This is a genomic window from Streptomyces sp. NPDC059989 (genome assembly GCF_042736975.1).
Lineage (GTDB): Bacteria > Actinomycetota > Actinomycetes > Streptomycetales > Streptomycetaceae > Streptomyces.
The window spans coordinates 1-24,142 of record NZ_JBHWUO010000060.1 but is presented as its reverse complement, the minus strand read 5'-3'; the positions used below and the strand labels follow the sequence as shown (position 1 = coordinate 24,142).

General features: G+C 68.5%; 29 protein-coding genes and 4 pseudogenes. 14 read left to right on the top strand and 19 right to left on the bottom strand.

The window, feature by feature from the left end; all coding sequences use genetic code 11:
- Positions 1-386 precede the first annotated feature (386 nt).
- Positions 387-581 (top strand): annotated as a pseudogene (locus tag ACFWBN_RS34285) (ATP-binding protein); the annotation flags it as partial.
- Positions 582-617: 36 nt separating this feature from the next.
- Here ACFWBN_RS34285 and ACFWBN_RS34280 read toward each other — a convergent pair.
- The 4 genes and pseudogenes from ACFWBN_RS34280 to ACFWBN_RS34265 all read right to left on the bottom strand — a co-directional run bounded on the left by ACFWBN_RS34280 (position 618) and on the right by ACFWBN_RS34265 (position 2,929).
- A complete protein-coding gene (locus tag ACFWBN_RS34280; protein WP_385183853.1) occupies positions 618-947 on the bottom strand; it encodes a hypothetical protein in 330 nt (109 codons plus the stop codon).
- Positions 948-1,060: 113 nt separating this feature from the next.
- A pseudogene (locus ACFWBN_RS34275) lies at positions 1,061-1,573 on the bottom strand (ISAzo13 family transposase); the annotation flags it as partial.
- Positions 1,574-1,646: 73 nt separating this feature from the next.
- Complete coding sequence (locus ACFWBN_RS34270; protein ID WP_385183849.1) at positions 1,647-2,054, bottom strand: GntR family transcriptional regulator; 408 nt, start codon at positions 2,052-2,054, stop codon at positions 1,647-1,649.
- Entirely contained in the window at positions 2,051-2,929 is an 879-nt protein-coding gene (locus ACFWBN_RS34265) for a hypothetical protein (protein ID WP_385183847.1), read from the bottom strand. The genes ACFWBN_RS34270 and ACFWBN_RS34265 overlap by 4 nt, the downstream gene beginning before the upstream one ends.
- A 69-nt stretch (positions 2,930-2,998) precedes the next feature.
- Between ACFWBN_RS34265 and ACFWBN_RS34260 the strand changes: the two genes are divergently transcribed.
- The 5 genes from ACFWBN_RS34260 to ACFWBN_RS34240 all read left to right on the top strand — a co-directional run bounded on the left by ACFWBN_RS34260 (position 2,999) and on the right by ACFWBN_RS34240 (position 7,856).
- Positions 2,999-3,325 (top strand): hypothetical protein, encoded by a 327-nt coding sequence (locus tag ACFWBN_RS34260; protein ID WP_385183844.1) that lies wholly within the window; start codon positions 2,999-3,001, stop codon positions 3,323-3,325.
- Positions 3,326-3,519: 194 nt separating this feature from the next.
- Positions 3,520-4,080, top strand: coding sequence for an SMI1/KNR4 family protein (locus ACFWBN_RS34255; RefSeq protein ID WP_385183841.1), 561 nt, complete (start codon positions 3,520-3,522; stop codon positions 4,078-4,080).
- A gap of 1,002 nt (positions 4,081-5,082) precedes the next feature.
- Positions 5,083-6,099, top strand: a complete 1,017-nt coding sequence (locus ACFWBN_RS34250) for a cupin-like domain-containing protein (protein WP_385183839.1) — start codon at positions 5,083-5,085, stop codon at positions 6,097-6,099.
- Positions 6,100-6,204: 105 nt separating this feature from the next.
- Entirely contained in the window at positions 6,205-7,020 is an 816-nt protein-coding gene (locus tag ACFWBN_RS34245; RefSeq protein ID WP_385183836.1) for a DUF6065 family protein, read from the top strand.
- Positions 7,017-7,856, top strand: a complete 840-nt coding sequence (locus tag ACFWBN_RS34240) for a phytanoyl-CoA dioxygenase family protein (RefSeq protein ID WP_385183834.1) — start codon at positions 7,017-7,019, stop codon at positions 7,854-7,856. Before ACFWBN_RS34245 ends, ACFWBN_RS34240 begins: the two co-directional genes overlap by 4 nt.
- Positions 7,857-7,877: 21 nt before the next feature.
- On the opposite strand, the gene ACFWBN_RS34235 is transcribed toward ACFWBN_RS34240, so the two are convergent.
- Together ACFWBN_RS34235 and ACFWBN_RS34230 are read right to left on the bottom strand one after the other, a co-directional pair.
- Entirely contained in the window at positions 7,878-9,179 is a 1,302-nt protein-coding gene (locus tag ACFWBN_RS34235) for a DUF6895 family protein (RefSeq protein WP_385183831.1), read from the bottom strand.
- Positions 9,176-9,730: a hypothetical protein gene (locus tag ACFWBN_RS34230; RefSeq protein WP_385183829.1), complete on the bottom strand. Its 555-nt coding sequence runs from the start codon at positions 9,728-9,730 to the stop codon at positions 9,176-9,178. Before ACFWBN_RS34230 ends, ACFWBN_RS34235 begins: the two co-directional genes overlap by 4 nt.
- Before the next feature lie 119 nt (positions 9,731-9,849).
- Between ACFWBN_RS34230 and ACFWBN_RS34225 the strand changes: the two genes are divergently transcribed.
- On the top strand, positions 9,850-10,038 hold the full coding sequence (locus ACFWBN_RS34225) for a hypothetical protein (protein WP_385183827.1): 189 nt from the start codon (positions 9,850-9,852) through the stop codon (positions 10,036-10,038).
- Positions 10,039-10,285: 247 nt separating this feature from the next.
- Here ACFWBN_RS34225 and ACFWBN_RS34220 read toward each other — a convergent pair whose 3' ends face one another.
- The 3 genes from ACFWBN_RS34220 to ACFWBN_RS34210 form a co-directional block, all read right to left on the bottom strand.
- Positions 10,286-10,672 (bottom strand): DoxX family protein, encoded by a 387-nt coding sequence (locus tag ACFWBN_RS34220; RefSeq protein WP_385183824.1) that lies wholly within the window; start codon positions 10,670-10,672, stop codon positions 10,286-10,288.
- A 49-nt stretch (positions 10,673-10,721) separates the two neighbouring features.
- Positions 10,722-11,192 carry a carboxymuconolactone decarboxylase family protein gene (locus ACFWBN_RS34215; RefSeq protein WP_385183821.1) on the bottom strand — a complete coding sequence of 157 codons (471 nt, stop codon included), beginning with the start codon at positions 11,190-11,192 and terminating at the stop codon, positions 10,722-10,724.
- Between the two features lie 83 nt (positions 11,193-11,275).
- On the bottom strand, positions 11,276-11,401 hold the full coding sequence (locus ACFWBN_RS34210; RefSeq protein ID WP_385183818.1) for a hypothetical protein: 126 nt from the start codon (positions 11,399-11,401) through the stop codon (positions 11,276-11,278).
- A gap of 665 nt (positions 11,402-12,066) precedes the next feature.
- On the opposite strand from ACFWBN_RS34210, the gene ACFWBN_RS34205 reads away from it, so the two are divergent.
- The 3 genes from ACFWBN_RS34205 (at position 12,067) to ACFWBN_RS34195 (ending at position 13,360) form a co-directional block, all read left to right on the top strand.
- Positions 12,067-12,678, top strand: a complete 612-nt coding sequence (locus ACFWBN_RS34205; protein WP_385183813.1) for a hypothetical protein — start codon at positions 12,067-12,069, stop codon at positions 12,676-12,678.
- 149 nt (positions 12,679-12,827) lie between these two features.
- The gene (locus ACFWBN_RS34200; protein ID WP_385183891.1) at positions 12,828-12,932 is read left to right on the top strand and encodes a hypothetical protein; all 105 of its coding nucleotides are present in this window, start codon (positions 12,828-12,830) and stop codon (positions 12,930-12,932) included.
- A 296-nt stretch (positions 12,933-13,228) separates the two neighbouring features.
- Positions 13,229-13,360 (top strand): hypothetical protein, encoded by a 132-nt coding sequence (locus tag ACFWBN_RS34195; protein WP_385183810.1) that lies wholly within the window; start codon positions 13,229-13,231, stop codon positions 13,358-13,360.
- 134 nt (positions 13,361-13,494) lie between these two features.
- Here ACFWBN_RS34195 and ACFWBN_RS34190 read toward each other — a convergent pair whose 3' ends face one another.
- The 3 genes from ACFWBN_RS34190 to ACFWBN_RS34180 form a co-directional block, all read right to left on the bottom strand.
- Positions 13,495-14,115, bottom strand: a complete 621-nt coding sequence (locus tag ACFWBN_RS34190; protein WP_385183807.1) for a hypothetical protein — start codon at positions 14,113-14,115, stop codon at positions 13,495-13,497.
- Positions 14,116-14,859: 744 nt separating this feature from the next.
- The gene (locus tag ACFWBN_RS34185; RefSeq protein WP_385183804.1) at positions 14,860-15,531 is read right to left on the bottom strand and encodes a hypothetical protein; all 672 of its coding nucleotides are present in this window, start codon (positions 15,529-15,531) and stop codon (positions 14,860-14,862) included.
- A 305-nt stretch (positions 15,532-15,836) separates the two neighbouring features.
- On the bottom strand, positions 15,837-16,091 hold the full coding sequence (locus ACFWBN_RS34180; protein ID WP_385183802.1) for a hypothetical protein: 255 nt from the start codon (positions 16,089-16,091) through the stop codon (positions 15,837-15,839).
- Positions 16,092-16,427: 336 nt separating this feature from the next.
- Here ACFWBN_RS34180 and ACFWBN_RS34175 point away from each other — a divergent pair, with 336 nt between their 5' ends.
- On the top strand, positions 16,428-17,003 hold the full coding sequence (locus ACFWBN_RS34175) for a hypothetical protein (protein ID WP_385183800.1): 576 nt from the start codon (positions 16,428-16,430) through the stop codon (positions 17,001-17,003).
- Positions 17,004-17,033: 30 nt separating this feature from the next.
- Here ACFWBN_RS34175 and ACFWBN_RS34170 read toward each other — a convergent pair whose 3' ends face one another.
- The 6 genes from ACFWBN_RS34170 to ACFWBN_RS34145 all read right to left on the bottom strand — a co-directional run bounded on the left by ACFWBN_RS34170 (position 17,034) and on the right by ACFWBN_RS34145 (position 22,085).
- A complete protein-coding gene (locus ACFWBN_RS34170; protein WP_385183798.1) occupies positions 17,034-17,294 on the bottom strand; it encodes a hypothetical protein in 261 nt (86 codons plus the stop codon).
- Positions 17,291-17,599, bottom strand: coding sequence for a DUF6247 family protein (locus ACFWBN_RS34165; RefSeq protein WP_385183795.1), 309 nt, complete (start codon positions 17,597-17,599; stop codon positions 17,291-17,293). The genes ACFWBN_RS34170 and ACFWBN_RS34165 overlap by 4 nt, the downstream gene beginning before the upstream one ends.
- 622 nt (positions 17,600-18,221) lie before the next feature.
- Positions 18,222-18,677 carry a hypothetical protein gene (locus ACFWBN_RS34160; protein ID WP_385183793.1) on the bottom strand — a complete coding sequence of 152 codons (456 nt, stop codon included), beginning with the start codon at positions 18,675-18,677 and terminating at the stop codon, positions 18,222-18,224.
- Between the two features lie 96 nt (positions 18,678-18,773).
- Positions 18,774-20,417 carry an ISL3 family transposase gene (locus tag ACFWBN_RS34155; RefSeq protein WP_385183790.1) on the bottom strand — a complete coding sequence of 548 codons (1,644 nt, stop codon included), beginning with the start codon at positions 20,415-20,417 and terminating at the stop codon, positions 18,774-18,776.
- A 160-nt stretch (positions 20,418-20,577) separates the two neighbouring features.
- A complete protein-coding gene (locus ACFWBN_RS34150) occupies positions 20,578-21,222 on the bottom strand; it encodes an NADPH-dependent F420 reductase (RefSeq protein ID WP_385183788.1) in 645 nt (214 codons plus the stop codon).
- Between the two features lie 50 nt (positions 21,223-21,272).
- A complete protein-coding gene (locus ACFWBN_RS34145; protein ID WP_385183786.1) occupies positions 21,273-22,085 on the bottom strand; it encodes an inositol monophosphatase family protein in 813 nt (270 codons plus the stop codon).
- Between the two features lie 117 nt (positions 22,086-22,202).
- Here ACFWBN_RS34145 and ACFWBN_RS34140 point away from each other — a divergent pair, with 117 nt between their 5' ends.
- The 3 genes and pseudogenes from ACFWBN_RS34140 to ACFWBN_RS34130 form a co-directional block, all read left to right on the top strand.
- Complete coding sequence (locus ACFWBN_RS34140; RefSeq protein ID WP_385183782.1) at positions 22,203-23,147, top strand: LysR family transcriptional regulator; 945 nt, start codon at positions 22,203-22,205, stop codon at positions 23,145-23,147.
- Entirely contained in the window at positions 23,144-23,317 is a 174-nt protein-coding gene (locus tag ACFWBN_RS34135) for a hypothetical protein (protein WP_385183780.1), read from the top strand. The genes ACFWBN_RS34140 and ACFWBN_RS34135 overlap by 4 nt, the downstream gene beginning before the upstream one ends.
- A gap of 12 nt (positions 23,318-23,329) precedes the next feature.
- Positions 23,330-23,968 (top strand): annotated as a pseudogene (locus ACFWBN_RS34130) (LysR substrate-binding domain-containing protein); the annotation flags it as partial.
- On the opposite strand, the pseudogene ACFWBN_RS34125 reads toward ACFWBN_RS34130, so the two are convergent.
- Positions 23,862-24,086: pseudogene (locus ACFWBN_RS34125) on the bottom strand (SDR family oxidoreductase); the annotation flags it as partial. The pseudogenes ACFWBN_RS34130 and ACFWBN_RS34125 sit on opposite strands and share 107 nt — an antisense overlap.
- Positions 24,087-24,142: the final 56 nt, after the last annotated feature.

The window sequence follows — 24,142 nt, the reverse complement described above, 5'->3', positions numbered from 1 at the left end:
GCTCCGGTCAAAAATTGCCGAGCCTCGCCGGTTCCACCCATCGCCAACCGGCGGAAGCCAATGAGCCTGGCACTCCGTCGCATGTCCCAGCCGGAAGACAAGGGCAATGCACAACACGACAAGTCCAATGCTCATTGGACAGATGCGGGGTTCTGGCCGCGCTTCCGTGACGGCTACGTGAGTTCCCACCGCGCTGACAGGGCGCGAGCCCATTGCGCCCTGTCGTTGAGGCGCGTCGTCAGGAGTGTTCCGATGGTGCCGATGAGGACGCCGATCAGTACTGGCAATTGACTGAGGAAGGTAGCCACCTCCGTAGCGTGCCAATCCGGAGGTGTTCCGTGATGGCTACGCCAGACAGGCGGCCCGCGTCCAAGCTGGCTCTCAGCCACGAAAAGAGCTCCATCATCCTGACCTCGAACAAGACCTTCAGCGAATGGGGACAGGTGTTCGGCGACCAGGTTCTGGCCACCGCCATCCTCGACCGACTCCTCCACCACTGTGACGTCATCTCCATCAACGGCCCCAGCTACCGTCTCAAGAACCGGCTTGCCGCCATCGAACGCGGCACAGACGCAGCCTGAGAATTCACGGTTCCTCCGGCGGCTACGTCGTATGAGCTAGCGGCCGTTGCGGCGCCGCCGACGAGTGCCGGCGTCGTGGAAGCGGATCACGCCAGCTCCTGACATGCCCCTGAGCGCGGCCATCTCCTTCGTCCCGTGCACGAGTCGGCATGCCCCGGTGTCCTGGTCGACGATGATGGGCCAGTTTCCCCCGCCCCGGATCTGGCGCCCCTGTTCGTCCTTCGCCGTGGGATACCAGGTAAAGCCATAAACGCCCCTGCTGGTCGGGGTCGCCACCAGGCCAAGCTCGAAGGCCCACTCATCCCAACGGTCGGTCAGCGTCCGGCCGAACTCTTCCGCACGTCTGCGTGCTTCGCTCTCCTCCAAGAGATCCCCCTCCACCAGCCTCAGATCTTGAGAGAGCAGACGTTACGGGACTGAACCCGGCCACAGAACGGGAGCTACCTCGGTGTACATATCTCTGTACTTGGCGGGCACACAGAGAAGTACGCCGACAGGGCGTCCCGGTCCGGATGCTGACTGCCCTCGAGCGTCTTCGCGTTGGCCAGAAGACTGAAGCCTTCCTCCCGCAGCAGGTCGCCCACGGTATCGGCGCTGATCCGGTGCCCGGCCCGGTCCGGATCCGCCGCGATCGTACGGGGCGATTTCACGGTCCACCGCAGCGGCGACATCGGGTCGCCTCTCTCGTCGGGCTCGACCAGCGCCAACAATGCCGGCCGCCCACCCGGATCCAGATCGGCAACCCGTTTCCGTCCTCCGCCAGGCCCCCGGACTCGCCCCAATGGCTCCTCTCCGGATTCCAGCTCGAACACGCCGTTGCGGACCGTCGTCTCGCTGACTTGGGCCGCCCGAGCGACAGCGCGGACCCCACCATGCCCCAGCAGCCGGCCTTCGGTTCCCATCGGCAGCCGTCGCTGCCGCTCGTCCAGATGCGGGAACAACACCGCGAACTTCGCGGAGAGTTGGTCACGGCTCTCGTCCGGGATGCGCATACCAGACCAACGAGGCCCAGGCCGGGAAGCAACACCTCGATGATCTGCAATCCCTTGGGCTCAGATCCCGCAACTACCCTCCCCCCTCCCCCTCAGCGACATAAGGGGTGGCCGCGAGGGTGAGGCGGACCGCCGCGAGGAGCTGTTCGTCGCTGGCGCCCATCCTGCGTGTCGTCGTGACGTAGTCCAGGGCGGCCCTGGCGAGTTCATTGCCGATGACAGGCCCGGGATGTGCAGGGTGGGTGATCCTTGTGCCTGCTCCGCGGCGACTCTTGACCATTCCGGCGGATTCCAACTCACGGTACGCCCTGGCGACCGTCGCGATGGCGAGTCCGAGATCCGCGGCGAGCTGTCGCACGGGGGGCAGCCGATCGCCTTCGGCCAGGTGGCCGGCCAGGACAAGGTCGGCCACCTGGGCGCGGATCTGCTCGTAGGCAGGGACGGCGCTGGTGGTGTCCACGTGCACGGTCAACCGGTTCACGGGGCGGCCTGTCGGTAGCGTGGCTGATGGGTCAGCTTGGTCAGCAGGTAGACGAAGGCCGGACCTCCCATGGCCATCGCAAGGTAGGCAGCCACGTTCAGTGGGGTCAGCCACCAGCTGGTGCAGGTGGAGGCGAAACCGCCGAAGAGCACGTGAACGACGAGCGCGGAGGTGAAGAGCGAGGAAGCCAGCAGGCAACCCCAGGCATAGAACACGGCGTGGGCCGAGCCCTCGCGCAGGGCCGCGTCCCGGGTTGCGCCGTCCGATCCTGCCGCTATGGGGGGACGGCCGACGATCTTCCGCAGGACCGGCAGACACAGTGCGGCGCTACCGACGAGCGTGAAGGCCGTGGCAGTGATGGCGGGCATGCCCACCGCAGCAGCCGGAATGATTTCAGTGACGCCCTCGCAGGCGAAGTGAATACCCCGTCGGCTGGCCGGATGAGAACCAGCAAGTACAGCCATGGTCGTGAGCAGGGCGACGAGGGCGGCGAGGAGGACGGCCAGCAGAACGCGATGCCCTCGAGGGAGGTAGTCACGGATCCGCCGGGTTGCAAGCGTTGCCGACCTGACGTCGCTTGCCGGTCGCGGAACGGCCAGTTCTCCAGCCAGGACGCCGGCGAGCACGACAGCACCGAAGGCCGGTCCTGCAAGCCAGTCCCCTCGCAGTCCGAGAACCGGCAGGTATGCGAGCAGAGCGGCAACAACGAGACCCAGCAATGTCGCGCCGCGCCTCCACCAAACGGCGCGACGCTCGTGCGGCAGCAAGAGGCCGGCCGCCCTCCACTGCCCCGGGCGAAGGAGCATCAGAAGACCGACGAAGAACGGGACGGCCAGGAGTGTGTTCGAGGCCAGGAGCGACTGCAAGAGATTCATCAACCCCACCAACTTGTATCAATGATGCAGTACATAGTGTCATGGAGTACTCGGTCGTGCACCTGGGCGGTGAGCAGCGTCGTCGTCGACCGCCACGAGTTCTGGATGCGCGACGACGACGGCAACCTCCACTTCCTCCCCCGCACCGACAACTCCGGATACGGCATCGGATACGGCATCGGCTACGGCTACGGCTACGGCTACGGCTACGGCTACGGAGGCCCTTACACCCTCTGCCAGATGATCGAGCAGCTCGTCGAGTCCGACGGCGCCGTGGCTGCTCCACCCCGGCGCCGCCCCAAGCCGAACAACGCACTGACCGCCTGGGCCCGCGACGAGACCATCAGCCGCCAAGGCGAGTACACCCTCAAGGACCTACGCGCCCTGATCCGCTGACCTCTGGCACCAAGGGGTGCAGGGAGGCAAACGTACGGTCAGCACGACGGGCCGGACCTAGGCCGTCTCTTTCGGATCTTGCCAAGCTCCGGAGACGGACCCCCGGAAGACCGATGCAGGGCCGGTTCTCGTAGGTTGGGCCTTTCCAAGATGATGCTCCGCACCGTGCGGGTCGGCGGGACGAGGGGTGGGATATGCGCGGGATCGACGCGGTTGCGGCACTCGCTGAGATCATGCCGGTGGCTCACGGGGTGGACGAGCAGGTCGACTGGATTGAGGTCGAGGCGGTCTGGGGGACCCGGTTCCCCCTGGACTACGTCCGTTTAATGGAGGTCTACGGGTCGGGGGTGATCGGCGACGGGATCGATATCCTGCTGCCCGCACTGCGGGCTGCCGGGTACCCGTACACGGAAGGCCCAGGGCTGCAGGGCGAGACGGGGATCGCCCGCGAGCTCTGGGAGATGTGCCGTGACGAGACTGACTTCGAGGTGGACCTCAAGTCCATCGTGGCCTGGGGCGTGACGTCGGGCGCGGACATCTACTGCTGGGTGACCACGAACGAAGACCCGGACCGATGGCCCGTCCTGACGTATGTGAGGTACACCGACAAGATGCAGTTGCACCCCCTGGGGATGGCCGAGTTCCTTCTCGAGCTCCTGGGCGATGTGGCGTTCCGAGGGGAGAACATCAGCACGGCCCTGGAAGACGAGCCGACCTTCGTCAACTGGCGGAACGCCAGCCCCACAGGCCCGTAGATACCCGGGAGGAAAGGAGCGCCCCGTTGCTACGGGCCCGCTCGAAGTCGCACATCTCCCGCGCCCACTCGTATGGGCCGCCTCGTTGATCCGTAGGCGGTCAACGTCTTGTCCGCCACCGATCCGCGGCTCTGGTAAGCCCACCCCCGTGGGTCGACCAGCCTCCAGCTGGTGCTCGGTGCCTGCTTCGGCCCAGGGCCAGACGCTCCCGATGGAACATCGCCGAGCGGTGCGCGTCCAAGGCGGCCGCAAAGTCGGTGACGGCGCCGAGCTGATCCTGGCGGTAGCTGTCGGAGCGCTCCTCGGCGCGTGCGGTGCGTGCCGAACGGTGCTGAAGGAGTCCGGCGGTCAGGGCACCGGCGAGGGTACCGAGTACGGCAACGATCGAAGTCCATATGGACATCAGGTGTTGTGTCCTCTCGGGTAGTCGGTCTCGGTGAGCGAGTCCGACGGGCAGCCAGGTACGCAGCGGCGCCTTCGGTGGTCGGGTTGCGTCCGGCGCTCTGGATCCACCAGGACGGTCAGTGTGCCAATAGGTCAGCGATCGGGTGGCAGGGCCATGATCACTTGTACCGAGTCGATCGGCACACGAGACGGCCAAAAGCACATACCGGCGCGCTCCCAGAATTCGGTTCTGGCACAGATCTTGGGGAGCGGTCGCGGAGGCCCCGGTATGCGGCCGAGCTGGCACGCGATCCGGGTGAGGCGCACGCCCGCGCCGGCTGGCTCCTCGCCACGGCCGCCCTCCACCCGGACCTCCACCCGGCCCTCAGCCTCCCGGAACGCTTCGCGGACCCGGCCGTGCCCATGCCGGGCCCGGAAGGAGACCGGCCCGGTCGGACCTGAGCTTCCCACCGCCCACGCCCCACGCCCCTGCTCCCCTATGCTCCTTGAGTACACTTATGGTGCAGTCCACACCTTTTTCTCAACGCCTTCGCGGGAAGACCGGTGCGGCGCCCTGCGGGCCGCGGCGTGCACGATCCCCTGATTCGGAGTTCGACGATGGACGGAGAGCGCGCGGGCACACCCCCGGCCTTCACCGTGCCGTGGCAGGAGTGGCTGGCCGAGAGCCTGCTCAGCGGGGTCGCGCACGATGAGATCGTCACCGTCATGCGGCAGCGGGGCTTCCCCCCTCCGGTTGCCCGGCAGTTGATCGCGACGCAGGAGGAAGCCACGCTCTTCCGCGTGGCGCACCGGCTCCTGGGCGAACACCGCAAGCTGCGTTCACTGGCGGATGCGCTGAGCGACCAGTGGAGCCAGTCGCCGCGGGCGACGGCGGTTCCCGTGATGGATCCGCCCGACCCGGAGACGTTCTTCGAGCACTTCTACTTCGCCAATCGCCCAGTGGTCGTCCGCGGCCTCGTGGACCGGTGGCCGGCGCTTCACAAGTGGTCCCTGGACTACTTCGTCCAGGAGTTCGGAGACACGGTGATCGAGATATCGGCGGACCGGCAGGGCGACCCCCGGTTCGAGGAGAACTTCCTCGCTCATCGCCGCGAGATCACCATGCGCGAGTTCGTGGCCCACCTCATGGCGGACGAGGGCAACGACCGGTACGTGGTGGCCCGGAACCAGTTGCTCCAACGCCCCGCCTTCCACCGGCTGCTGGACGACATCCGCCACCTCCCCGGGTTCCTCGCTCCCGTCGCGCTCGGCCACGCGAAGCTGTGGTTCGGCCCGGCGGGCACGGTCACGCCGCTGCACCATGACGACTCCAACATCCTGTTCGTGCAGATCCGGGGTTCGAAGCTCGTGCGCTTGGTGGAGCCGCACAACCTGCCACGCCTCTACGGGGACCCGGGCGGCCGCAGCCCCGTGGACCTCGGCGGTGTGGATCTGACCAGGTTCCCGGCGATGAGGAACGTACCCGTGACCGAGGCGACGGTGCGCGGGGGCGAAGCCCTCCTCCTTCCGCTCGGCTGGTGGCACTGGGTCGCTTCACTGGAGACGAGCATCTCCCTGTCGTTCGTCGGCGCGTTCGACCTGTCCGGCCACTCCACGAGCTGGCGATACGCCTGAACCCGCACAGGCCGCCCGTCCCGGTTGCGGCCCGTACCCGACCGGCCGACACTGGGAAGTGCCTGTTCGGGTGGCCCGGCACCGTCCGGCCGTGAGGAGCCGAACATGAACGAGCAACCGAGCAGCGCCACCGGGCGGCGGAACCGTGAGCAGGCGCAGTCCCACGCGGGGCCGGACGGCGCCGCGTCCCTCATCGCCTACTCCGTAGCGGATCGCCCGCTGACCATCGAGCCCGCGGCAGCAGGCCGAGCCTGGATGTCCGCGACGCTCCAGCACTACGCCAATCGCTGCCTCCCCCTGCTGATAGCCAATCAGAGCGGTTGGATCCTCCTCAACGACACGCGCTTCACGGCGCGCTGGTCGGGGAGGGAGGAGCCGGGCTCGTTGAACATCAGCCACGCCGACAGGCCGGACCGGCCCCCGCCCCTGGCGCACAGTCAGTTCGGGTACGGAATCATCACGTGGAGCGTCCCCTACCTCTTCCGGACTCCTCCCGGGTTCAACCTCCACGTCCGCGGGCCGACGAACTATCCGAAAGACGGCGTGTTCGCCCTGGACGGTATCGTGGAAACGGACTGGACGGCAGCGACCTTCACCATGAACTGGAAGGTGACGCGACCGTTCACGGACATCGTCTTCGACGAAGGGGAACCCTTCTGCATGGTCGCTCCGCAGCGACGAGGAGAGCTGGAGTCGTTCCACCCGGAAATCCGGGACATAGAGTCAATACCGGCGGACAACGCCCGCTTCCAGCTCTTCAAGAGCTCCCGGGAGGACTTCACGGCCAGGCTGAGACGGGGCGATCTGCCGGTCGGCAGTTGGCAGCGCGACTACTTCCGCGGCCGCGACGCCGGAGCCGACGGCACCGAGCCGGCACACCAGACCCGGCTCCATCTCGAACGGTTCCGGGAGCGGCAGTGAACCGGCCGGCCCACGACATCCACCGCGACCATCCGGCCACCGGGCCCACCCGATGGGTGACCGCTGACGAGCGGGCAGCGTACGAACGGGATGGCGCGGCCCTCCTGAAGGGAATCGTCCCGGACGAGTGGGTGGCCTACATGAGCGCCGCGATCGACCGGCTGACGCAGCATCCCGATCCGTCGTCGCAGAACTACGCGGAGGCGGGGCAGCCGCGCTTCTTCGGACAGTCGTTCCCGTGGCTGCTCGACGAAGCCTTCAAGGCGTGGGCGCTGTCCGGGCCGATGCCCGTCATCGCGCGCCAGGTGCTGACCGGCGCCGACAGCCTGAACTTCTTCTACGACCAGGTCTTCGTCAAGGAATCGGGCACGCCCAAACCCACGCTCTGGCACCAGGACTATCCCTATTTCCCCCTTGCCGGCGAACAGATCCTGCGCATCTGGGTGCCCTTCGACATCGTGACGGATCGGAGCGGCGCACTCCACTACCTCAAGGGGTCACACCGCTGGGGTGTGGTGTACGAGGCGCCCGGATCCGGACGGATATCGGACTGGCAGCCCGATTTCGACGCGGAATACCTGGAGCACGACTGGCTGATAGGGGAGTCGGAACCCGGAGACGCGCTGCTGCACCACCCCAAGACCGTCCACGGGGCCCGCGCGAACAGCTCCCGGACGCCTCGCCGGGCGGTGGCCGTCGTCTACACCGGGGGCGACGTGACCTGGGATCCGCATCCGGCGGACATGTTCCACAACAAGGGCCAGACCGGCCACGTGACCCCGCCGGCCCTCGGACGGGGAGACCCCCTCGACTGCGACCTCTTCCCCAGGGTGTGAGCCGTTCGTGACGGCTCCGGTTCACGACGCGGAGAGCTGATGGCGTGCCGCGTTCAGGACGTGCAGGGCCGAGGCCGTGGATCCCACGTGGTGCTCCCCGTCGTCACAGCAACGGATGAGCCCGTCCTCGTCCTGCCAGCTCGCGAGCAGCAGGACGCCGTCGCACACCTCCCGCCGTCCGGCCTCGCCTCGCAGGACACGCTCCTCCAACGCCGCGATCCAGCCGTGCCGGTCCGCTCCGGGCACGTCCCACAGCGCCCCCGGCCCCGCCTCCGTTCTCCCGGGGGCCCGGCCGCAGAGCCGCCCGGCCGCCGGCGAGGCGGCCGGCGCAGCGCGGGAGAGGGCCGCGTCGACCTCGCGCCTCACCCGGTCGCGGTGCGCCCGCCCGTCTGCGCGACCGAGCTGCCCCACCGGGTACGGCCCCGGCTCCAGAGCCCGGCGGACCATCGTCAGAGCCAGCGCCACCACCAGGGTCGCATGGTGTGAACGGGGCCAGTTCTCGGGGCCGGACCGTTCCTCCGCGTAGCGGGGCCAGCTCCCGTCCTCGCGCCGGGAACTCTCCAGGAGGTCCAGGAAGGGTGCGAGGTCCACCGCGACGCGGCCGTCGCAGACGGAGACGGCGCCGCACACCAATTCCGCGGCGAGATCGACGCGGCCCGTGGCCACGGCACGCCGCAGCAACACGTCCAGCAGGTCACGGACGTCCGACAAATCGATGTCCGGCCACACGGCACGGCGCTGACCGAACTCGGTCGCGTACATCGCGGTGTGCGCCATCGCATAGCTCTCCTGCTCGGTGACCAGCAGGACGTTCGGGTCGGACACGAGGGAGGAGAGGGACAGGACCTCGTCCGGGCCGCTGTCGACGCTGATTCCCAGCAGGCAGAGGAAGAAGAGCACGTCCAGACGGCGGTGCGGGGGGCGCTCGGTCCACATGGGCACGCCGCTGCGTATGACCGCTCGTACCAGGCGACCCGCGGAACCGTCCTCGCCCATGGTCACCAGGGCCGCGTACGGCAGGCCGTAGAAGTTGACGAAGTCACCGTTCCGGACGAGGAGATCGCGGTAGCCGGGCCTCTCCACCTCCTGCCGGAGGTGCCGGAAGAACTCCTCCTGCACACCGTCGGCGGGGTGGAGCCGTGCCCGTACCAACGCGAAGAGGGAGGTGTCGACGAGCGGCTTCACACCACCCGAGGCGGGGCCGGCCGCACCGACCGTACACTTCGGGAGCTCACGGCAGAGCCACGTGGTAGCGGCGTCCTCCAGGGCGGAGGCTGCCGCCACCAGCGGCCGTGACGTGTCCGTCGTGGGGTCGGTGTTCACGTCGGCGGATCGATGGCCCCCCGCGTCTGTTCGAAAGCCGACGGCGGGTCGATGGCCGGCGGGATCATGTCTCCCGGCTTCTTGCCGGCCGACAGCCCGGACAGCCACTTCGCCTGGCCCTTACCGCTCAGTCGCCACTGGTTCGCCTCCTTGGCGAGCCATTCGAAGTTGTCGGCGAAGCAGGCCGTGTCACAGACCTGGCCCCTGTCACGTTCGGCCTGGACCAGCGGGCCCAGGTAGCGCCAGTACCACTCGACGGGCCACCGCTCGAAGACAAGGCCGCCGTAGAGGGTGCCGTTGCGAACCAGCACGCCCGCGGTTTCGAAGAAGGACGCCACGGACGTCCAGGCGTCGTAGCCGTCGGAGATGCGGGGGTTACGGGCCCTGATCGCGTCGTAGTCGACCGTGGACGGATCCATGCCCTCTCTGAAGTGGTCGAGGTACCAAAGGAAACCCCGCCGGATCGGCCCGTCCCTCGACATGTCGTACAGCTTGATCAGAAGCTGCGCGTCCTCGTGAGTGGGGCCTTCGGGGGCGTTCGATGTGGTCATGCACCCTCCAGACGTAGAGTCCCCTCCGTCAGAGTCTCAGGCGGCTCCCGTCGGCATCGCAACCCGGTACCGTCCGTTCGGGCGACGACCGCATGGCGCGGGAAGCAGGAAGACCTCAGTTGGACGGGAGTCCTCCGCTGGCGTCCAAGGGAGGACTTGAACTCCCCCCTTGGGCACCGGCCGGAGTGCTGGACGGGAGCACCTCCTACCCCCACTTCACCAGCCTGGTCCCCAACACCGACCCCTGGCCCGGCTACCTCACATACACCACACTGCGCCACCTGGCCCTGTGCGCCGACACCCCATAGCCGAGACCGACCCGGAGACGGCCGTAACACGACGGATGTGACGGACGTCTGACAAGACCGGGCTGGGACACCCCGCGACGGCATGACTCGCTGCCGTTCAAACGACAGGATCCGCCCTGCAGGCTGAGCCTGACCGGCCTCGGACACAGGCGCCTGACCGGGCGGGGCAAGCACGGCGGCGACGGTTCCACACCGACCCCGGCCGGGTGCGCGTCGGTGGGCAGGCGCCGTACCTCGATCCGCCCAGTCAGCTGATGAAGGATTCGGGGCCGAAGCGGCCCCACGCCACGAAGGCGGCCAGGGCGGCATAGCCCAGGTCCACCATCACGAGCTTGGGCTCGTGACGACGGATACGGATGATCGCCGCGCCCAGCATGAGCAGCACCAGGCCCAGGGCGGCCGACGGCACCAGAACCGGCGCAACGTGGAGTACGGCGGGCAGGACCAATCCCACCGCGGCCAGGACCTCCAGGGTGCCGATGGCCTTGACACCGCCGGCGCTGAACTCTTCAACCCACCTCCCGCTGGACCCGCTGGCGGCTATCTTCTCCTTCGGCGTGATCACCTTGAAGGCGCCGCCGACCAGATAGGCGGCGGCGAGCAGTCCGGTAACGATCCACAGGGCGAGGTTCATCGGATTTGTCCTTGTGAGTTGGAGGGGTGGCGGTCGTCAGTGGCGGTCGTCAGTGGTGGCCGGGCTCATAGCTGCCGGCAGGCTGCTGGACGGTGACGTTCAAGCGGTTGAAGGCGTTGATGACGGCTATCTGGGTCACCAGGGCGGCGAGCTGGTCTTCGTCGTAGTGCTTGGCGGCGTTCGCCCAGACCTCGTCGCTGACGCCACCGGCGGCGTCGGCGATGCGGGTGGCCTGTTCTGCCAGGTCCAGGGCGGCGCGTTCGGCGTCGGTGAAGACGGTGGCCTCGCGCCAGGCCGCGACCAGGTGGAGGCGCACCGCGGTCTCACCGGCGGCTGCGGCGTCCTTGGTGTGCATGTCGATGCATCCGGCGCAGCCGTTGATCTGGCTGGCGCGGAGCATCACCAGTTCGCGGGTCGCGGTCGGCAGTGTCGAGTCCCCGAGGGCGTTGGCCGCCGCGATGATGTGCTTCCAGGCCTTGGCTGCGACCGGGCTGGTGAAGACGTTCAGACGGGCATTCATCGTGGATTCCTTCGTTGTTGTCCGCTGGTGCCCTTAAGACACGGGACCCGGGCGGGTTGTGACGGCGGCAAATATGGCGTGTGTCACAGGTGCAGGTGCGCGAGGTCGACGGCGGCGGCCATCGCGTGCGTGCCCGCGTCGTTGAGGTGGAGGTGATCGCCGCTGTCGAGGTCGGCGCGGATGGCGTCGGTTGACGTGAACGAAGCCACATGCGGGTGCACATCCGCCGCTGCTCCAGCGCCGGTAGAGGACACGCTGCTCGGCCAAGGTGAGGGTGGCGCCCCGAGAGCCGCGTGATGGTGTGGCGTCGAGGAGCGCGGCGGCATGGTGGAGGACCACGCCGGTACGGTGAACGTGGAAAGAGAACTGGCGCAGCCCCGCCGACCAAGAGGCCCTTCGGGCCGGGTTGCGGGCGAGGAACGCCTCCCAGGTGCGTGAAACTCAAGGCTGCCCAAGTGGTGTGTCCCTGGGCGTGGGCGCAGAGGGACAGGTCCCGGATGTGGACTCCCCGGCGATCGCCCCCTTGGCGCTGCTCGATCTCCTGTTGTCCCACCCCCACCTATCCCACCCCTTCGAAGAATCAAGACCGGCACCCGAACGGCGTTGGCGTGAGACCGCGTACGGCTTGTCGTCTGACGATCTGAAGGAGACGAGCAGGACCACGGCGCCCCAGGTAGCAGGGGCGCCCTCGGTTCCGCTTGTGCGAGGCGATCGAGTGAAACGGGTGCTACACCCGTTATCCGACCAGTCGGCAAGGCGTTCCCTGTTTTGGCCTCCCCCCGTGAACCGCGCTCCACCCTGCGCTGCTTGGGCCGAGGGAGACCTTCACGAACGGGAGAAACTCGGAATGGGAAAGCATGGATTGAGGCGGCGGATGGCCGCCCTCACGTCGGTACTGGGGCTCGGCATCGGGCTCCCGCTTGCCGTGGGGGCCACGCCGGCGCATGCTCAATCGATCGTAACCATCGACAAGAGTCACGAAGGGAACTTCCAAGCGGGAGGGCAAGGCGTCTACACCATCACGCTGACCAACAGTGGCAACGAGGACAGCGGCGAGACCCAGTTCACGGACAACCTTCCCCCGGGTCTCACGGTCGCGAGCCTCGCAGGCTCGCTCCCGGAATTCGGACTCTGTGATGTCACCAATGGCGGTAAGACGATCCACTGCGGTGAAGTTGTTTTCGGAGTGGGTTCGCTCGTCACCACGGTAACGGTCGACATCGCCGAGAACGCACCGTGCGCCGTCACCAACACCGTCACGGGCACCGAGACCACCGCTGCAGGCACCAACGCGTTCTCGGACAGCGAGCGCACGACGATCACCGGTGACTGCAACGACGACAACGGAGGCGGAGGGGGCTCGATTCTGCCGATCAGCCTCAACGGTGTCATCCCGATGTTCAACAACATCACGACCAACAACAACGTCGACAGCCCTGGCGCGAGCAACGACAGCGCCCAAGTCTTTCGGGTGAACGCACCCTGAGCCTGTAGACCCTCCCGTCAGCGGAGCCAGCGGAACTCGCGGCGTGCGGTGGTACCGACCAGCACCGCCGCACGCAGGGCAGAGACGGAGCAGGTAAGACACCACCGACACCCACCTGCGCGAGCACTTCGCGGAAGCCGGCCACGTTTATCGAAAGCGTCGTCCTCAGAGACCGGAAGACCGGCAGGTCCCGGGGCTTCGGCTTCGTCACGTACAGCTCCCCCGACCATGCGGACAGGCCGTCGACACCCTGAACGGCCAGGAGCTGGACGGCTGCCAGATCACGATGACTCTCGCACCGACGCCCTGAGCCTCCCGACACGCGACGAGTCCAGGAAGCATCTCGGCAGACGGCTCTGCACCACGTGCAGGGCGGTCCGGCGCTCACCAGTCGGCTGCCGCGCTCGGTCACGGGGGCGGTTCCGAGGCAAAGCGCTACCCTGCCCGGCGACCACGCCACCGGCCCGCGACCTCGACGTCCGGGGCCGGCGGGTGTTCGATGCGGCCGGCTCGTACGAGCAGACCTCCGACTACGTGGTGCCGTGGTGGCGTGGTGGCGTGGTGGCGGCTCAACATGTTCCGGTCCCTGCTCGTGGCCCGCCTCGGCAACGAGAAGGCCGCCACCGACGCACAGGACCAGGCCGTCGCCGAGTTCCCCGCCTGGAGCTCCACCGGGGGCTGATGCTCGCCCCCTCCGGCGCGACCGTACCGGGGGCATCGCCCACGCCACCGCCGCGATGAACGCCCCGCCACCCGAAAGGCACAGCCTCACCCTGCGCATGCTCCTGGAGGAGATCCGCGCCTGAGCAGGCGCTGTCACGGCGTTCGCGGAGGGTATGGGGGAGGCGCAGGAAACATGCGCGCCCCCGGCGGCTCCGGATGGACATAGCCGATTGGCGGGATCACCTGTCCCGTCACAGCTTCCGCGTTCCTCACCAGATGGCGGGCGATCTCACTGTGGACCTCACGGACGCCGGCCGCCAGTGCTTCGATCTCCGCGGTCGAAAGAGGGGCCTGAGCATGGCGGTGGGCCGCTTCAATGATGCGCCGTGAAGACTCCGTCATCAGATCCGCGAACGGGCGCTGGTACGCACCGCGTCCATTCAGCTGTACTCGCCCCGCCAGCCGGTACAACGCCTCGGTGAACTCCTTCATGTCAGCCCGAGCCTCCGCGTCGTACTGCTCTGCATCAACCGCACGCCCCGCCTCCAGCTCGGCAAGGGCCCGGTGAGCGTTCGTCCGCCACGCCCGCACCGCGGCACGGGCCGTCGCTACGGTTTCCAGCAACAGCTCGTTCTCAGCCCGACCGGCCGCAATGGACGCCGCAGCAGCATCATCACGACGCTTGGCCCGCTGACTCCACAACGCACCCGCCGCGCCAAGGCCGGCCCCGCCCAGCCCGCTGATCAGCGCAAGAACTGCCTCCGCCATCGCCATCCAGTCAGGGTCAACCTTCACCCACTCCGCAACAAGCCACCCTCACGCCGAATTTGGCCGAGGTACGTCACCGTGGTGACCTACCACACCAATGGAGCGTCCCGTTCCTTCGATGGGTGCTCGACCAGATAAAGATGGCGGCGAGGTGGATGGTGACGGTCTTGTCGTATTGAGTGGCCAGACCGCGCCACTGCTTGAGCTGGTTGAGGCACCGCTCGGCGGTGTTGCGCCGCTTGTATCTCGCGGTCGAACGCCGGAGGACGGCCGCGGGATCGGCCTCGCTTCTTGCGCCCCTGCGTCCGCGGGGATGGACCCGGGGCGCTCAGCAACGCGGCCGAGCACCTGCGCAGCTCTCCGCGCCCGCAGGGATGGTCACGGGCGCGAACCACGCTGGCGGCGGTGCCCCTGGAGGGTGCCGCCGGTGATTGGCTTGGCGAGCTCGTCGGACTCGGGTCCTACTTCCCGTGTGTGCGGGGTGGTCCCCAGCCGTCTGTGTTGTCCTGTGTCATGCCGGGCCGCTCGCTGTCGCCCTCGCCGGTGTCGGCCACGCAGGCGGCCTTTGGGCGCTGACGGCATGTCGAGCGTTACTCGATCACGCGGCCCATGCGGCGCGGGCTGTCACCTGTAAAGGGGTGACGGCCCGGGCAACGCCCCCGGCAGGACGCGACCGGGCTCGGTAGCGGCACGTCGGCCGCCGTCGGTCTGCCGCCGGATGGTTCCTGCGGAACTCTGGCCGGACCGGGGTCAGGGGTTGTTCAGAGCGAAGCCCTGGCGGCTGTGATTGCTGGCGTTGGGGCTCTTGATGTTGTTGTTGGTGGTGATGTTGTTGAACATCGGGATGAGACCGTTGAGGTTGATCGGCAGGATCGACCCCGAACCGCCCCCGTTCCCGCCGTTGCCGTTGCCGTTGCCGTTGCCGTTACCGCATTCGCCGCCGGTGACCCTGGTGACGTCGCTGTCCGTTTCGTCAGGGATGGGGTTCGGCAGACTACCGTCCTCACCCACCTGGACCCTGTTGGTGACGCTGCAGGGAGCGTCCTCGGCAACGTTGACCGTCAGGAGGATCGTCGCACTCTGACCAGCACCCAAGCCGTCGGTACTGCACGTCAGCACACGCCTGTTGCCCACGATGCCGCAATCGAACGGGGCCCCGGCCTGCACACTCTCACCGCTGAGTCCCAGCGGAAACTCGTCGGAGAGGAGAATGCGGCGGGTGGATTCCAAGCCCGGGTTGCTGACGGTGATGCGATAGACGCCCTGCCCGCCTCGGACGAAGTCGCCCTCGTGCGTCTTCGTGATCCTCAGTTGGCCCTGGGCATAAGCAGGTGTCACGCCTACCGCGAACGGCACCACCACGCCCAGCCCCATGACCGTGGCGAGGCCGGTCATCCGCTGCCACAACACTCTCGTCTTCATGTAACGGCTCCTGTCCTGTGAAGGTACGCGGCCCACCAGCACACGGCCAGGAACGACAAACCCGGCACCCACCGGCCACCGCCTGCCCCCGCAACGACACCCACACCCCCACGGACACGGCACCAACAACGCCATCACCCGATCACCAAACCCATCACGACCGACCAGCCCAACAGACCGGCCCCGCGCGAAATGCCACGCCCCCACCCGGTGCGCAGCGTCTGCCCGCAGGGCAGCAGTGTCAATTCGGATCTACTCATCCAGTGCTGTGACCGGGAAGGTTCGCCGGTTGCTCGTTGTGCTGGTCAGCCCTCGGGAGCGGGGGCTGGAGAACCCGCCACCAGCGCCTCCACCTGGGGCCGCAGCACGGGCTCCGCGCACAATGCGAAGTGATCGGTCCGCCGCAGGTCGAACATCCCCCGCACGCCATGCCGCCGCGCGTGCGCGACCAGATCGTTGAAATGCGTCTCGAAGCGCGTGGAGAAATGGATCCGCACCGGCCCCCCGCACACCGCCCGCAGCCGCTCGCACCGGCGCACGAACCGCTCGTAGGACCCCACCTCCTCCGCGTCCTCCCACACCTCGCCCGCGTGCCGGCACACCTGCGCCAGGTCCCTCCCGGCGATCCGGTGCAGGTAATCGCAAAAGATCTACGCTGCCTGACCCATCAGCACCGCCTCCAAAACCAGCGCCCGCCAGATCAGGCTCTGGGGCACCTGGGGCGGAGAGACGAACGACGGGCGAGTGGCCGCCGGTTTCATCCCGACTGGGTGGGGCAGAGCGATCCTCAAGTCACCGAGAACGCGAAGCAGCCGGTCCCGCCCCTTAAGGGCTGCCGGGCGCCGAGCAGCATGTGTGAGACTCCCTCTGAATGATCACTCGGGGGGAGTTTCGCGTTGAACGCGCTGTTGAAGAGGGTGTGGATCGGGCTGGCCGCGACCTTGATCGTGAGTTTGGCCGCCGTGGTCCTGCCGGACCACATCCAGATAGACGACGACGGGCGCATCCACCTGGGAGCGCCCGCGCCGTCCCCATCCACGGCGGCGCCCACACCGGAGTCCACGTCACCGCCCCTCACACGGGACGCCGTGGAGGAGGGGATCCGGACCGCCGTCAGCGCGGCGGGCCTCGACCCGGCGCAGGGCCGCCCGACCGTCGCGGCCGGGGCCAACGCGAACAGAACGGGCTGGATGGCCGTCCGCGAGAAGACCGCCGCACAGTCGGAGATGAACGCGATCTGCGCCGACCTGGAGCGCCAGGGCTGGACGCTGAACCCGAACGGCGACCGCCCCGACGCCTCCCGCAGCTACAAGCGCGGGGGCTGGTACCTGCTGGTGAGCACGCGCGGGAAGACCCAGGCGCCGTCCACCACCTCCGCCTTGACCGACTCGCAGACCTACCTGACCCTGACCGGGCTCCAGCTGAACCTTTCCGACATACCCCTCCCCGAGAACACCGTCCGCATCGGCTGACCCCTTGATACGGCCGAGGGCAAGGCGTTGCTACCCGAGCCAGACGATGTCCAGGACGGACAGGTGCCGTGTGAGGCGGTTGGCCACGTAAACGACGGACAGCTGTCCGACGGACGCGGCGCGGACGTCCTCGCCCTCCGGATCGCCGGCGTTCCACTGGGGCCAGCCCCACGGGGAGCGCACCGCGATGTCCAGGACGTCGCGGACCATCTCCCGGGCCGGGTCGGGAAGCTCGGCAAGCGTCTTCGCGGCCTGCGGGGACAGACGCACCGCCCACGGCTGAGCGGTCACCCGCGGGCTCCGAGGACGTCGTCCAGGTCCACGAAGCCGGACTCGTCGCGGCCGGAGTCCATGAAGGCGTCGACGGCCGGGGCCGCGGCGACGCGCAACTGCCAGGTACGCACCACCTCGTGCAAAGGGGTGAGGCTGAAGGAGTCGCGGGCATCCTCCAGTGCCATGGCCCAGTCCCGCTCGAACGCCGGCACCCACGTGTCCGCACGGCGGTCGGCTCGCAGCAGGGCACGGAGTTCGGCCGGGGCCCCGGGCGCGGGCGCGTAGGGCGGGACGGGTACGTGGTCGGCGGGTTGAGCGCTCACGGGCTCCTCCAAACAGGTTGTACCGCCACGGTAGCCTCCGCAGCGGTGGAGGGAGGAGGGGTTCATCCCTCTCGGCCGGTGGAGGTAGCTCTGGACGTAGCGGCATGCCGCGGCCTCGCTCGTGCCCAAGCTGTCGCGACCTTCTCCATCGGAACGGTCGCCCGCTCCGGTGAGAACCGACTTCCCCGCCGACCCGCCCACTCCTGGAACGCCGCTGTGGTGCGTGCCGTTACCTGTCCTGCGCAGTCAGGAGCAGGACCAGGGGCATGGAGCGGGTGGTGCCGAGGGCGGTGGCCACCGCTTCGGCGGCCCACCCGGGCGGTGATCCGTTCCGGCACACCGGCGGCGCGCGGCGCGGCCAACGGCGCGTCCGCGGCCGTGGCGGTCAGCTGCCCGGTCACCTCGACCAGGAGTTCGGCCGGCGGCGTGGCCGCTTCGCACACGACGGAGAGGTGCGCGGTCCAGTCCGCGAGCCGGCTCTGCACACGGGAGTGGGGGTCGTTTGTCCACGACTTCGGGAGTCGCCTCCTGTGTAGGAGGCATGATCAATGTCGATGAGTTCGGGGTTCTGGCACAGATCTTGGGGAGCGGTCGCGGAGGGTGACGGTGGCGTTCGATTTGCTCAGAGCGTGATCGGTCGGTACTTCAGAGCCTCATCGACAACCTGCTCCGCAGACGGGTCCTGAAGGATGTCTGAGGGATGGAAGAGCAGGTCACTCACCCGGGGATGCGACACGTTCGCCTCCAGGAGCCGCAGATAGAAGTCGCTCTCCGCAGAGGCAGCCAGGAGTCTGCGAACGATCTCAACGAGCTCGTCCCGGGTGACGTCCGCAACCACGGGGCGAGCCGGCCGGGCCGCCTCCCTCGCGAACTCCTCCAGGCTCCTGCTTCCGTCGTACTCAGCGAAGTCGAGAGCCACGTAGTCGTGACCGGTCATCGCGTTGAACGCCTCGATCGCCTCGCCCGCCACCGCTGGGCGGGCGACCAGCAGCTCAGCGATCTGCTCAACCTCAGCGCACAGCTCGTCCAGCCGCTGCTGGCTCACGGGCGGGGGCAACAGCTCCGGTCTCAGGTCCACAGCCGCATTATGTCCGTCGGTGCCGACACGCCCCAGCCAAGCTCTCTGGGTGCGGTCAGTCCTCGGTCTTGGCGCAGGCTTCGGAGGCTTGGAGTGCTACTGGAGCAGGATCATCTTGCGGAGTAGTTCGAATCCGGCTCGGCCGTAGAGCTGCCGCTTGATCTTCTTGATGCGGTTGACGGCACCCTCGATGCTGCCGGAGCTCCAGCTGAGAGTGAGCCCGGCTGTCACAGCGTCGAGGTCTCGGAGCAGGTGGAGCGCGAAGCCGGTGAGGCCAGGTAGCTGACTGGCGTCGACTGAGTCGATCCAGGTGGGGAGTGTGGAGCCGAGGCGGTCGGTAAGGATCTCACCGAAGTCGCGGACGTGTTCGGCGGCCTGTTCCAGTTCGGGGCAGCGGGCCAGGACCTCCTTCAGACCGGCCCGGTCTTCCTCGGTCAGGGTCGTGGGGTGCCGGGTGAGCCAGCCGGTCACCTGCCGCACCGTCGGCGGCCTCCGCGGCGTTCCAGCCGGAGCCCCGCGGAGGTCGGCGATGTGGCTGCGGACCATCTGGTAGGTGACGGGCGCGTTGGCGGCAACGAGTTCACGGTGCAGGTGGGTGACGCTGGTGCATCCCTCGGCGAAGCGTCGCTCCAGGTAGGGCTTGTAGGGGTCCAGCCTGCTGGGCCGGGGCCGGTTCTCGCGGAAGGTTTCCTGCCAGCGGGCGGCGTTCGCGTACCGGAGGACGGTGTTGAGGCCCCAGCCCAGGTGTCGGGCGATCGCTCGGCGTGAGTGGCCTTGGGCCAGGAGCTCGTGGACCAGGGCGTGTGCTGCCTTCTTCCGCTCGGCCCGCCGGCCGACGGGCTCCGAGTCGTCCTGCGGTCGGCCGGAAATCAGTCCGGTGGCCTCCGGCAGCATGCCGCTGGGCGATGGGTTGCGCAGGCAGTCGCGGTGGGCGGCGACGCAGGTCTCCACGGCCCGGCCGAGGCCCTGCCACAGATGGAACCGGTCAGCGACCTGCAGAGCACCGGGGGCACCGCGCCGGGCACCCTCGGCGTAGGCGCCCGCCCGGTCCCGGCAGATGATCTCCACGCCGGGGTGGCAAGTCAGCCACGCGGCCAGCGGCCCGGCCTCACGGGTGGGGAGCACATCGACCACCCGATGGTCTTCGACGCTGGTCAAGACGGTGGAGTAGGTTTGGCCGCGACGGATCGCGAAGTCGTCCACGCCCAACACACGCGGAGTACTGAACCGTGGATCGGGCAGTGCCATGACCCTGCGTAACAAGGTCATCCTTCCCGCGGCGAAGCCCAGCTGGGCAGCCAGCCGAGCGCCGGCCCGCCCGGCCAGCGCCAGTCCCACTCGCTCCAGGGCGTGGTTGAGCCGCGTGGTGAACCGTGCATGTGGGGCGGCCAGCCGGGAGAACGGTTCGGCGAATGTCCGGCGCGGGCAGTCCGCCGCTCGGCAGGTGAAGCGCCGGACCGTCAGCCGGATCACAAAGCCCTGTTCAGCGAGTGGAAGGTCCTTCAGCCTGCGTTGGTAACGGTCGTGGACTCGGTCCGAGAAGCAGCCGCAGTCCGGACATTCAGAACCGGCCGCGCGGCCTCTCGCCACCACCTCGACCGTGCCGAACGCGGCCGTCACAGCCTCGACATCCACATCGTCGATCCCGTCGAACACCAGCGAGTCCCAGAATGGTGCATCGGTTTGCATGACCAGCACCATCACCGCCCACAACCGACCGCCGCAGCGGCCAGCAGGCACCTGAGGGAGCGTCACTTCCGACTGTCAGCCGACGAGGCGTACGCGGTCTCGCGCGAGCCAGCCTCCTCGCAATCGAACATCGGGGTAACGCTCCGCGATGGCTCCCCAAGATCTGTGCCAGAACCGAGTTCGGGCGTCACTTGCAGCCCAGTGAGCGCTGTCAGTGGGCGAGGGAGACAGCGAAGGGCTTGAAGCCGTGCCGGCGCAGGATGTGGGGTACGACGAGGATCATGGCCTCGGTGGCGCGGGATGTGGTGATGTCGCCGAGGTCCTCGATCCGTTCGGGCTGCCAGCCCAGGTCGCCGAGCAGGCCGGAGACGGTCCTCTTCGCCTGTTCGTCGTCGCCCGAGAGGTAGGCGGTCGGTGGGGTGGCCAGGGTTTCGGGAGCGGTCATGACCATGAAAAGCATGGTGTTGAGGGTCTTGACCACACGGGTGTCGGGGAGCGCGGCCTGGAGCTTCTCGGCGAGGCTGCTGCCGGGATAGCACAGGTCGCCGGGCAAGCCGTCAGCGGCGTCGCGGGTTGCGTTGGAGACGTCGATGAGGATCTTTCCGGAGAGCTCGGTGCGCAGGTCGGTGAGGCGCTCCAGGGAGCTGTTGCCGGGCGTCGCGTTGATCACGATGTCCGTGGTGCGGGCGGTGGTGCGCTGGTCGGCGAAGGCGATCCGCGGGGCGAGCCCAATGGTGCGGGCGGCTGTGTCTTCCGGGCTGCGGCCACCGATGGTGACGTGGTGTCCGGCTGCGGAGAGCTTGCCGGCGAGGTTGGCGCCGACGCGTCCGGCGCCCAGGATGCCGATGTTGGTCATGCGGTGATGCTCCTTGCGGTATGGGGGTAGGGAAGAGCGGATAAGTCCAGTCAGGCGATCGGCGAGAGGACCTTGAGGGCGGCGCCGTGGATGCCGGGGGCGGCGGCCAGGAAGTCGCGGCTGGCGGTGTTCCAGGGTTCGCCCGTCAGATCGGTGACGGTGCCTCCGGCTTCGGAGACCAGCAGGGCGCCGGCGACCAGGCCGGAGCGGACGTCGGAGAACTGCCAGAACGCGTCCATGCGTCCGGCGGCGACGTGGATGAGTTGCATCGTGGCGGGAACGGACACGCGTACGACCAGGCCGTTGATGAGCATGGCGGTGACGGAGTCACCGATCCGCCGGAAGGTGCGCTCGTCCTCGCCGGGCTTGGCCTGGCCGGTGCCGATGAGCGCGGCGCCCAGGTCGGTCTTGGCGGACACCTTCAGGGGCCGGTCGTTGAGTCGGGCGCCGCCGCCGGCGACGGCTGTGTAGGTGTCGCCGGTCAGCGGCAGGTGGACGACGGTGAGTACCGGCCGGTTGTCGCGGACCAGGGTGGCGGTGACCGCCCAGTCCTCCATGCCGTGGACGTGGTTGATGTTGCCCTCGGCGGGGTCGACGACCCACCACTCCCCGGGCGGGAGCGCGCCGCCGGCCAGCTCGTCCTCGGCCCACTGCGCCCCTTGCCGGGCTCGCAGCAGTGGTTCCCGCAGCACGTCCAGCACCGCGTCGTCGTTGGCGTGGATCTCCCCGACGACCTCGTCCAGACTCACTCCCCGGGCGTGCGAGGTGTAGCGGTCGCGCAGCGTGACGCCGGCGGCCTTGACCGCAGCGGTCACGTCGGATAGGAGCGTCGCGTCGGCTTCGAAAGGCATGGCTGTGCTCATGGTGGGCTCCCTGGGGGATCGGTAGAAGCGTGGCGGTTGTCTCGCCCCCGCACTTCGAAGGTAGGCCGCCTGACCATTAACAACAAGTGCATGCTTGTCACTTGTAGAGTTACTCTCATGCAACTGGATCTGAACTTGCTCACCGCCCTGGACGCCCTGCTGGAAGAGGGCAGCGTCGCCGGCGCCGCAGCACGCCTCCACGTCACCGCACCGGCGATGAGCCGCTCCCTGGGCCGCATCCGCAAAGCCACCGGTGACCAGATCCTGGTCCGCACCGGCCGCAGCATGGTCCCCACCACCCGCGCGCTGGCCATGCGCGCCCAGGTCCACGCCCTCGTGCAACAGGCCCACCAGCTTCTCTCCGCGCAGCAGGAACTCGACCTGGCGGCTCTGGACCGGGTGTTCACCGTGCGCTGGCACGACGCCCTGACCGCAGCCTGCGGCACCACCTTGACCACGGCCGTCCACCATCAGGCCCCCGGCGTCCGGCTCCGCCTGTCCGCCGAACCCGGGACGGACGACGCCGAGCTGCGCCGGGGTGAGGTCGACCTCGAATCGAGCTCCAGCGCTCCGACGCTCCCCAACATCCGCCACCGCCTCGTCGGCAAGGACCGGCTGGTCGTCGCCGTCCGACCGGACCACCCGCTCACCGAAGGCCCGCTGAGCCTCGAGCGCTACGCGGCCGCCGAACACTTCACCGTCTCGCGGCGCGGAAGCCTGCGCGATCCGATCGACGACGCCCTGGCCACACGCGGCCTCGAACGACGCGTCGTCGCTGCCGGGCCCACCGCCGCCTTCGCCCTGCAACTCGTGCTCGGCACCGACCTGGTCGTCACCCTTCCGGACGCGGTCACCCGCACAGCCCGGGAACAACTCGGCCTGGCCTCACTGCCTGCGCCGCTCCCGCTGCCCGACGTCCCCCTGTACCTGCTGTGGCACCAGCGCTACGACAACGACCGCGCCCACACCTGGCTGCGAGACCTGGCCACCGAAACCGTCCAGGCACTCTTCACACCACGGACCGCCTCTCAACAGCCCCTCACCAACCCGACCGGGCAGTGACGGACGGATACGCCCGGGGGAAGGGCCTGCGGCAGCCGACTCCCCTGACCGTCCTAGCCACCGAGCACTTCAACTCCGAGATCCCCGGCCGCGTGCTCGCCGGCGACCTGGATGCCGGGATCGCCCTGTTCCCCGAGCCGATGAAGGGGGTGCGCACCGCCCTGGTGTGATCGGAGCCGCTCGCGCTGCTGTGCAGCAAGGACCACCGCCTCGCCGACACCGGCCCTGTCCCGGTCACCGACCTGGAGAACGAGTCGGTGCTGCTGTTCCCGCGCAAACTCGCGCCCGGCTACTACGACCGGGTGGTCGCCGCCTGCGAGGAGGCGGGCTTCCAGCCCCGGATCCAGGCCTTCGCCGCCCGCCGCCCCAGGCCATGGTCGCCCGGCTGCGGGCGAGACGGGAGGTCGGCCTGCCGCCCGCGTCGTTCGCCTACCACACCCGCCGCGGCCGACCGAGGCTACGCCGCGCGCCGACTCGTCCAGCCGGAGATCCGCGTGGAGTGGTCGATCCTGTGGTCCGCGCGCACCCAGTCCGCCGCCGTCGCACGTCTTGTGGAAAGCGCCCGGCGATGCGCCGAGGAGCAGGGTTGGCTGCTGTCCACGCACGACGAGAACAGCGCCGATATCCCGACCCCGGCTCCGCGTAGCCGTCGGGGCCGGCGCTGCGTGATCCACGCACGGGAGTCCCCTGTAGGGGTTCCCGCCCCGCCCGTCCCTAACGCATCACCAGGCCGCCATCGACCGTCAGTACCTGGCCCGTCAGCGCGGCGGCGTCGTCGCCGACGAGCATCGAGACCACGGCTGCGGTGTCGTCGGGGGTGAGCGGCCGGGGCAGCGCCTGGCGCGCCGCGACCTCCTCGAACTCCTCCGCCGGCATGACGCCGGTAGCCGGAGTGCGGGTTAGGCGGTGTCTGATGGCTCTTGCCCGGGTGGTGGATCTGTTGCCGTTCCGGGCATGAGTCGGTCATGGTGCGTCGGCATGAACTGACGAATGCT

Bases quoted from the DNA above. Each gene is read 5' to 3' on its own strand.
- ACFWBN_RS34265 (WP_385183847.1), bottom strand. From the start codon at position 2,929: ATGAATCTCTTGCAGTCGCTCCTGGCCTCGAACACACTCCTGGCCGTC.
- ACFWBN_RS34255 (WP_385183841.1), top strand. From the start codon at position 3,520: ATGCGCGGGATCGACGCGGTTGCGGCACTCGCTGAGATCATGCCGGTG.
- ACFWBN_RS34250 (WP_385183839.1), top strand. From the start codon at position 5,083: ATGGACGGAGAGCGCGCGGGCACACCCCCGGCCTTCACCGTGCCGTGG.
- ACFWBN_RS34245 (WP_385183836.1), top strand. From the start codon at position 6,205: ATGAACGAGCAACCGAGCAGCGCCACCGGGCGGCGGAACCGTGAGCAG.
- ACFWBN_RS34230 (WP_385183829.1), bottom strand. From the start codon at position 9,730: ATGACCACATCGAACGCCCCCGAAGGCCCCACTCACGAGGACGCGCAG.
- ACFWBN_RS34220 (WP_385183824.1), bottom strand. From the start codon at position 10,672: ATGAACCTCGCCCTGTGGATCGTTACCGGACTGCTCGCCGCCGCCTAT.
- ACFWBN_RS34215 (WP_385183821.1), bottom strand. From the start codon at position 11,192: ATGAATGCCCGTCTGAACGTCTTCACCAGCCCGGTCGCAGCCAAGGCC.
- ACFWBN_RS34205 (WP_385183813.1), top strand. From the start codon at position 12,067: ATGGCCGCCCTCACGTCGGTACTGGGGCTCGGCATCGGGCTCCCGCTT.
- ACFWBN_RS34190 (WP_385183807.1), bottom strand. From the start codon at position 14,115: ATGGCGATGGCGGAGGCAGTTCTTGCGCTGATCAGCGGGCTGGGCGGG.
- ACFWBN_RS34185 (WP_385183804.1), bottom strand. From the start codon at position 15,531: ATGAAGACGAGAGTGTTGTGGCAGCGGATGACCGGCCTCGCCACGGTC.
- ACFWBN_RS34150 (WP_385183788.1), bottom strand. From the start codon at position 21,222: ATGACCAACATCGGCATCCTGGGCGCCGGACGCGTCGGCGCCAACCTC.
- ACFWBN_RS34145 (WP_385183786.1), bottom strand. From the start codon at position 22,085: ATGAGCACAGCCATGCCTTTCGAAGCCGACGCGACGCTCCTATCCGAC.
- ACFWBN_RS34140 (WP_385183782.1), top strand. From the start codon at position 22,203: ATGCAACTGGATCTGAACTTGCTCACCGCCCTGGACGCCCTGCTGGAA.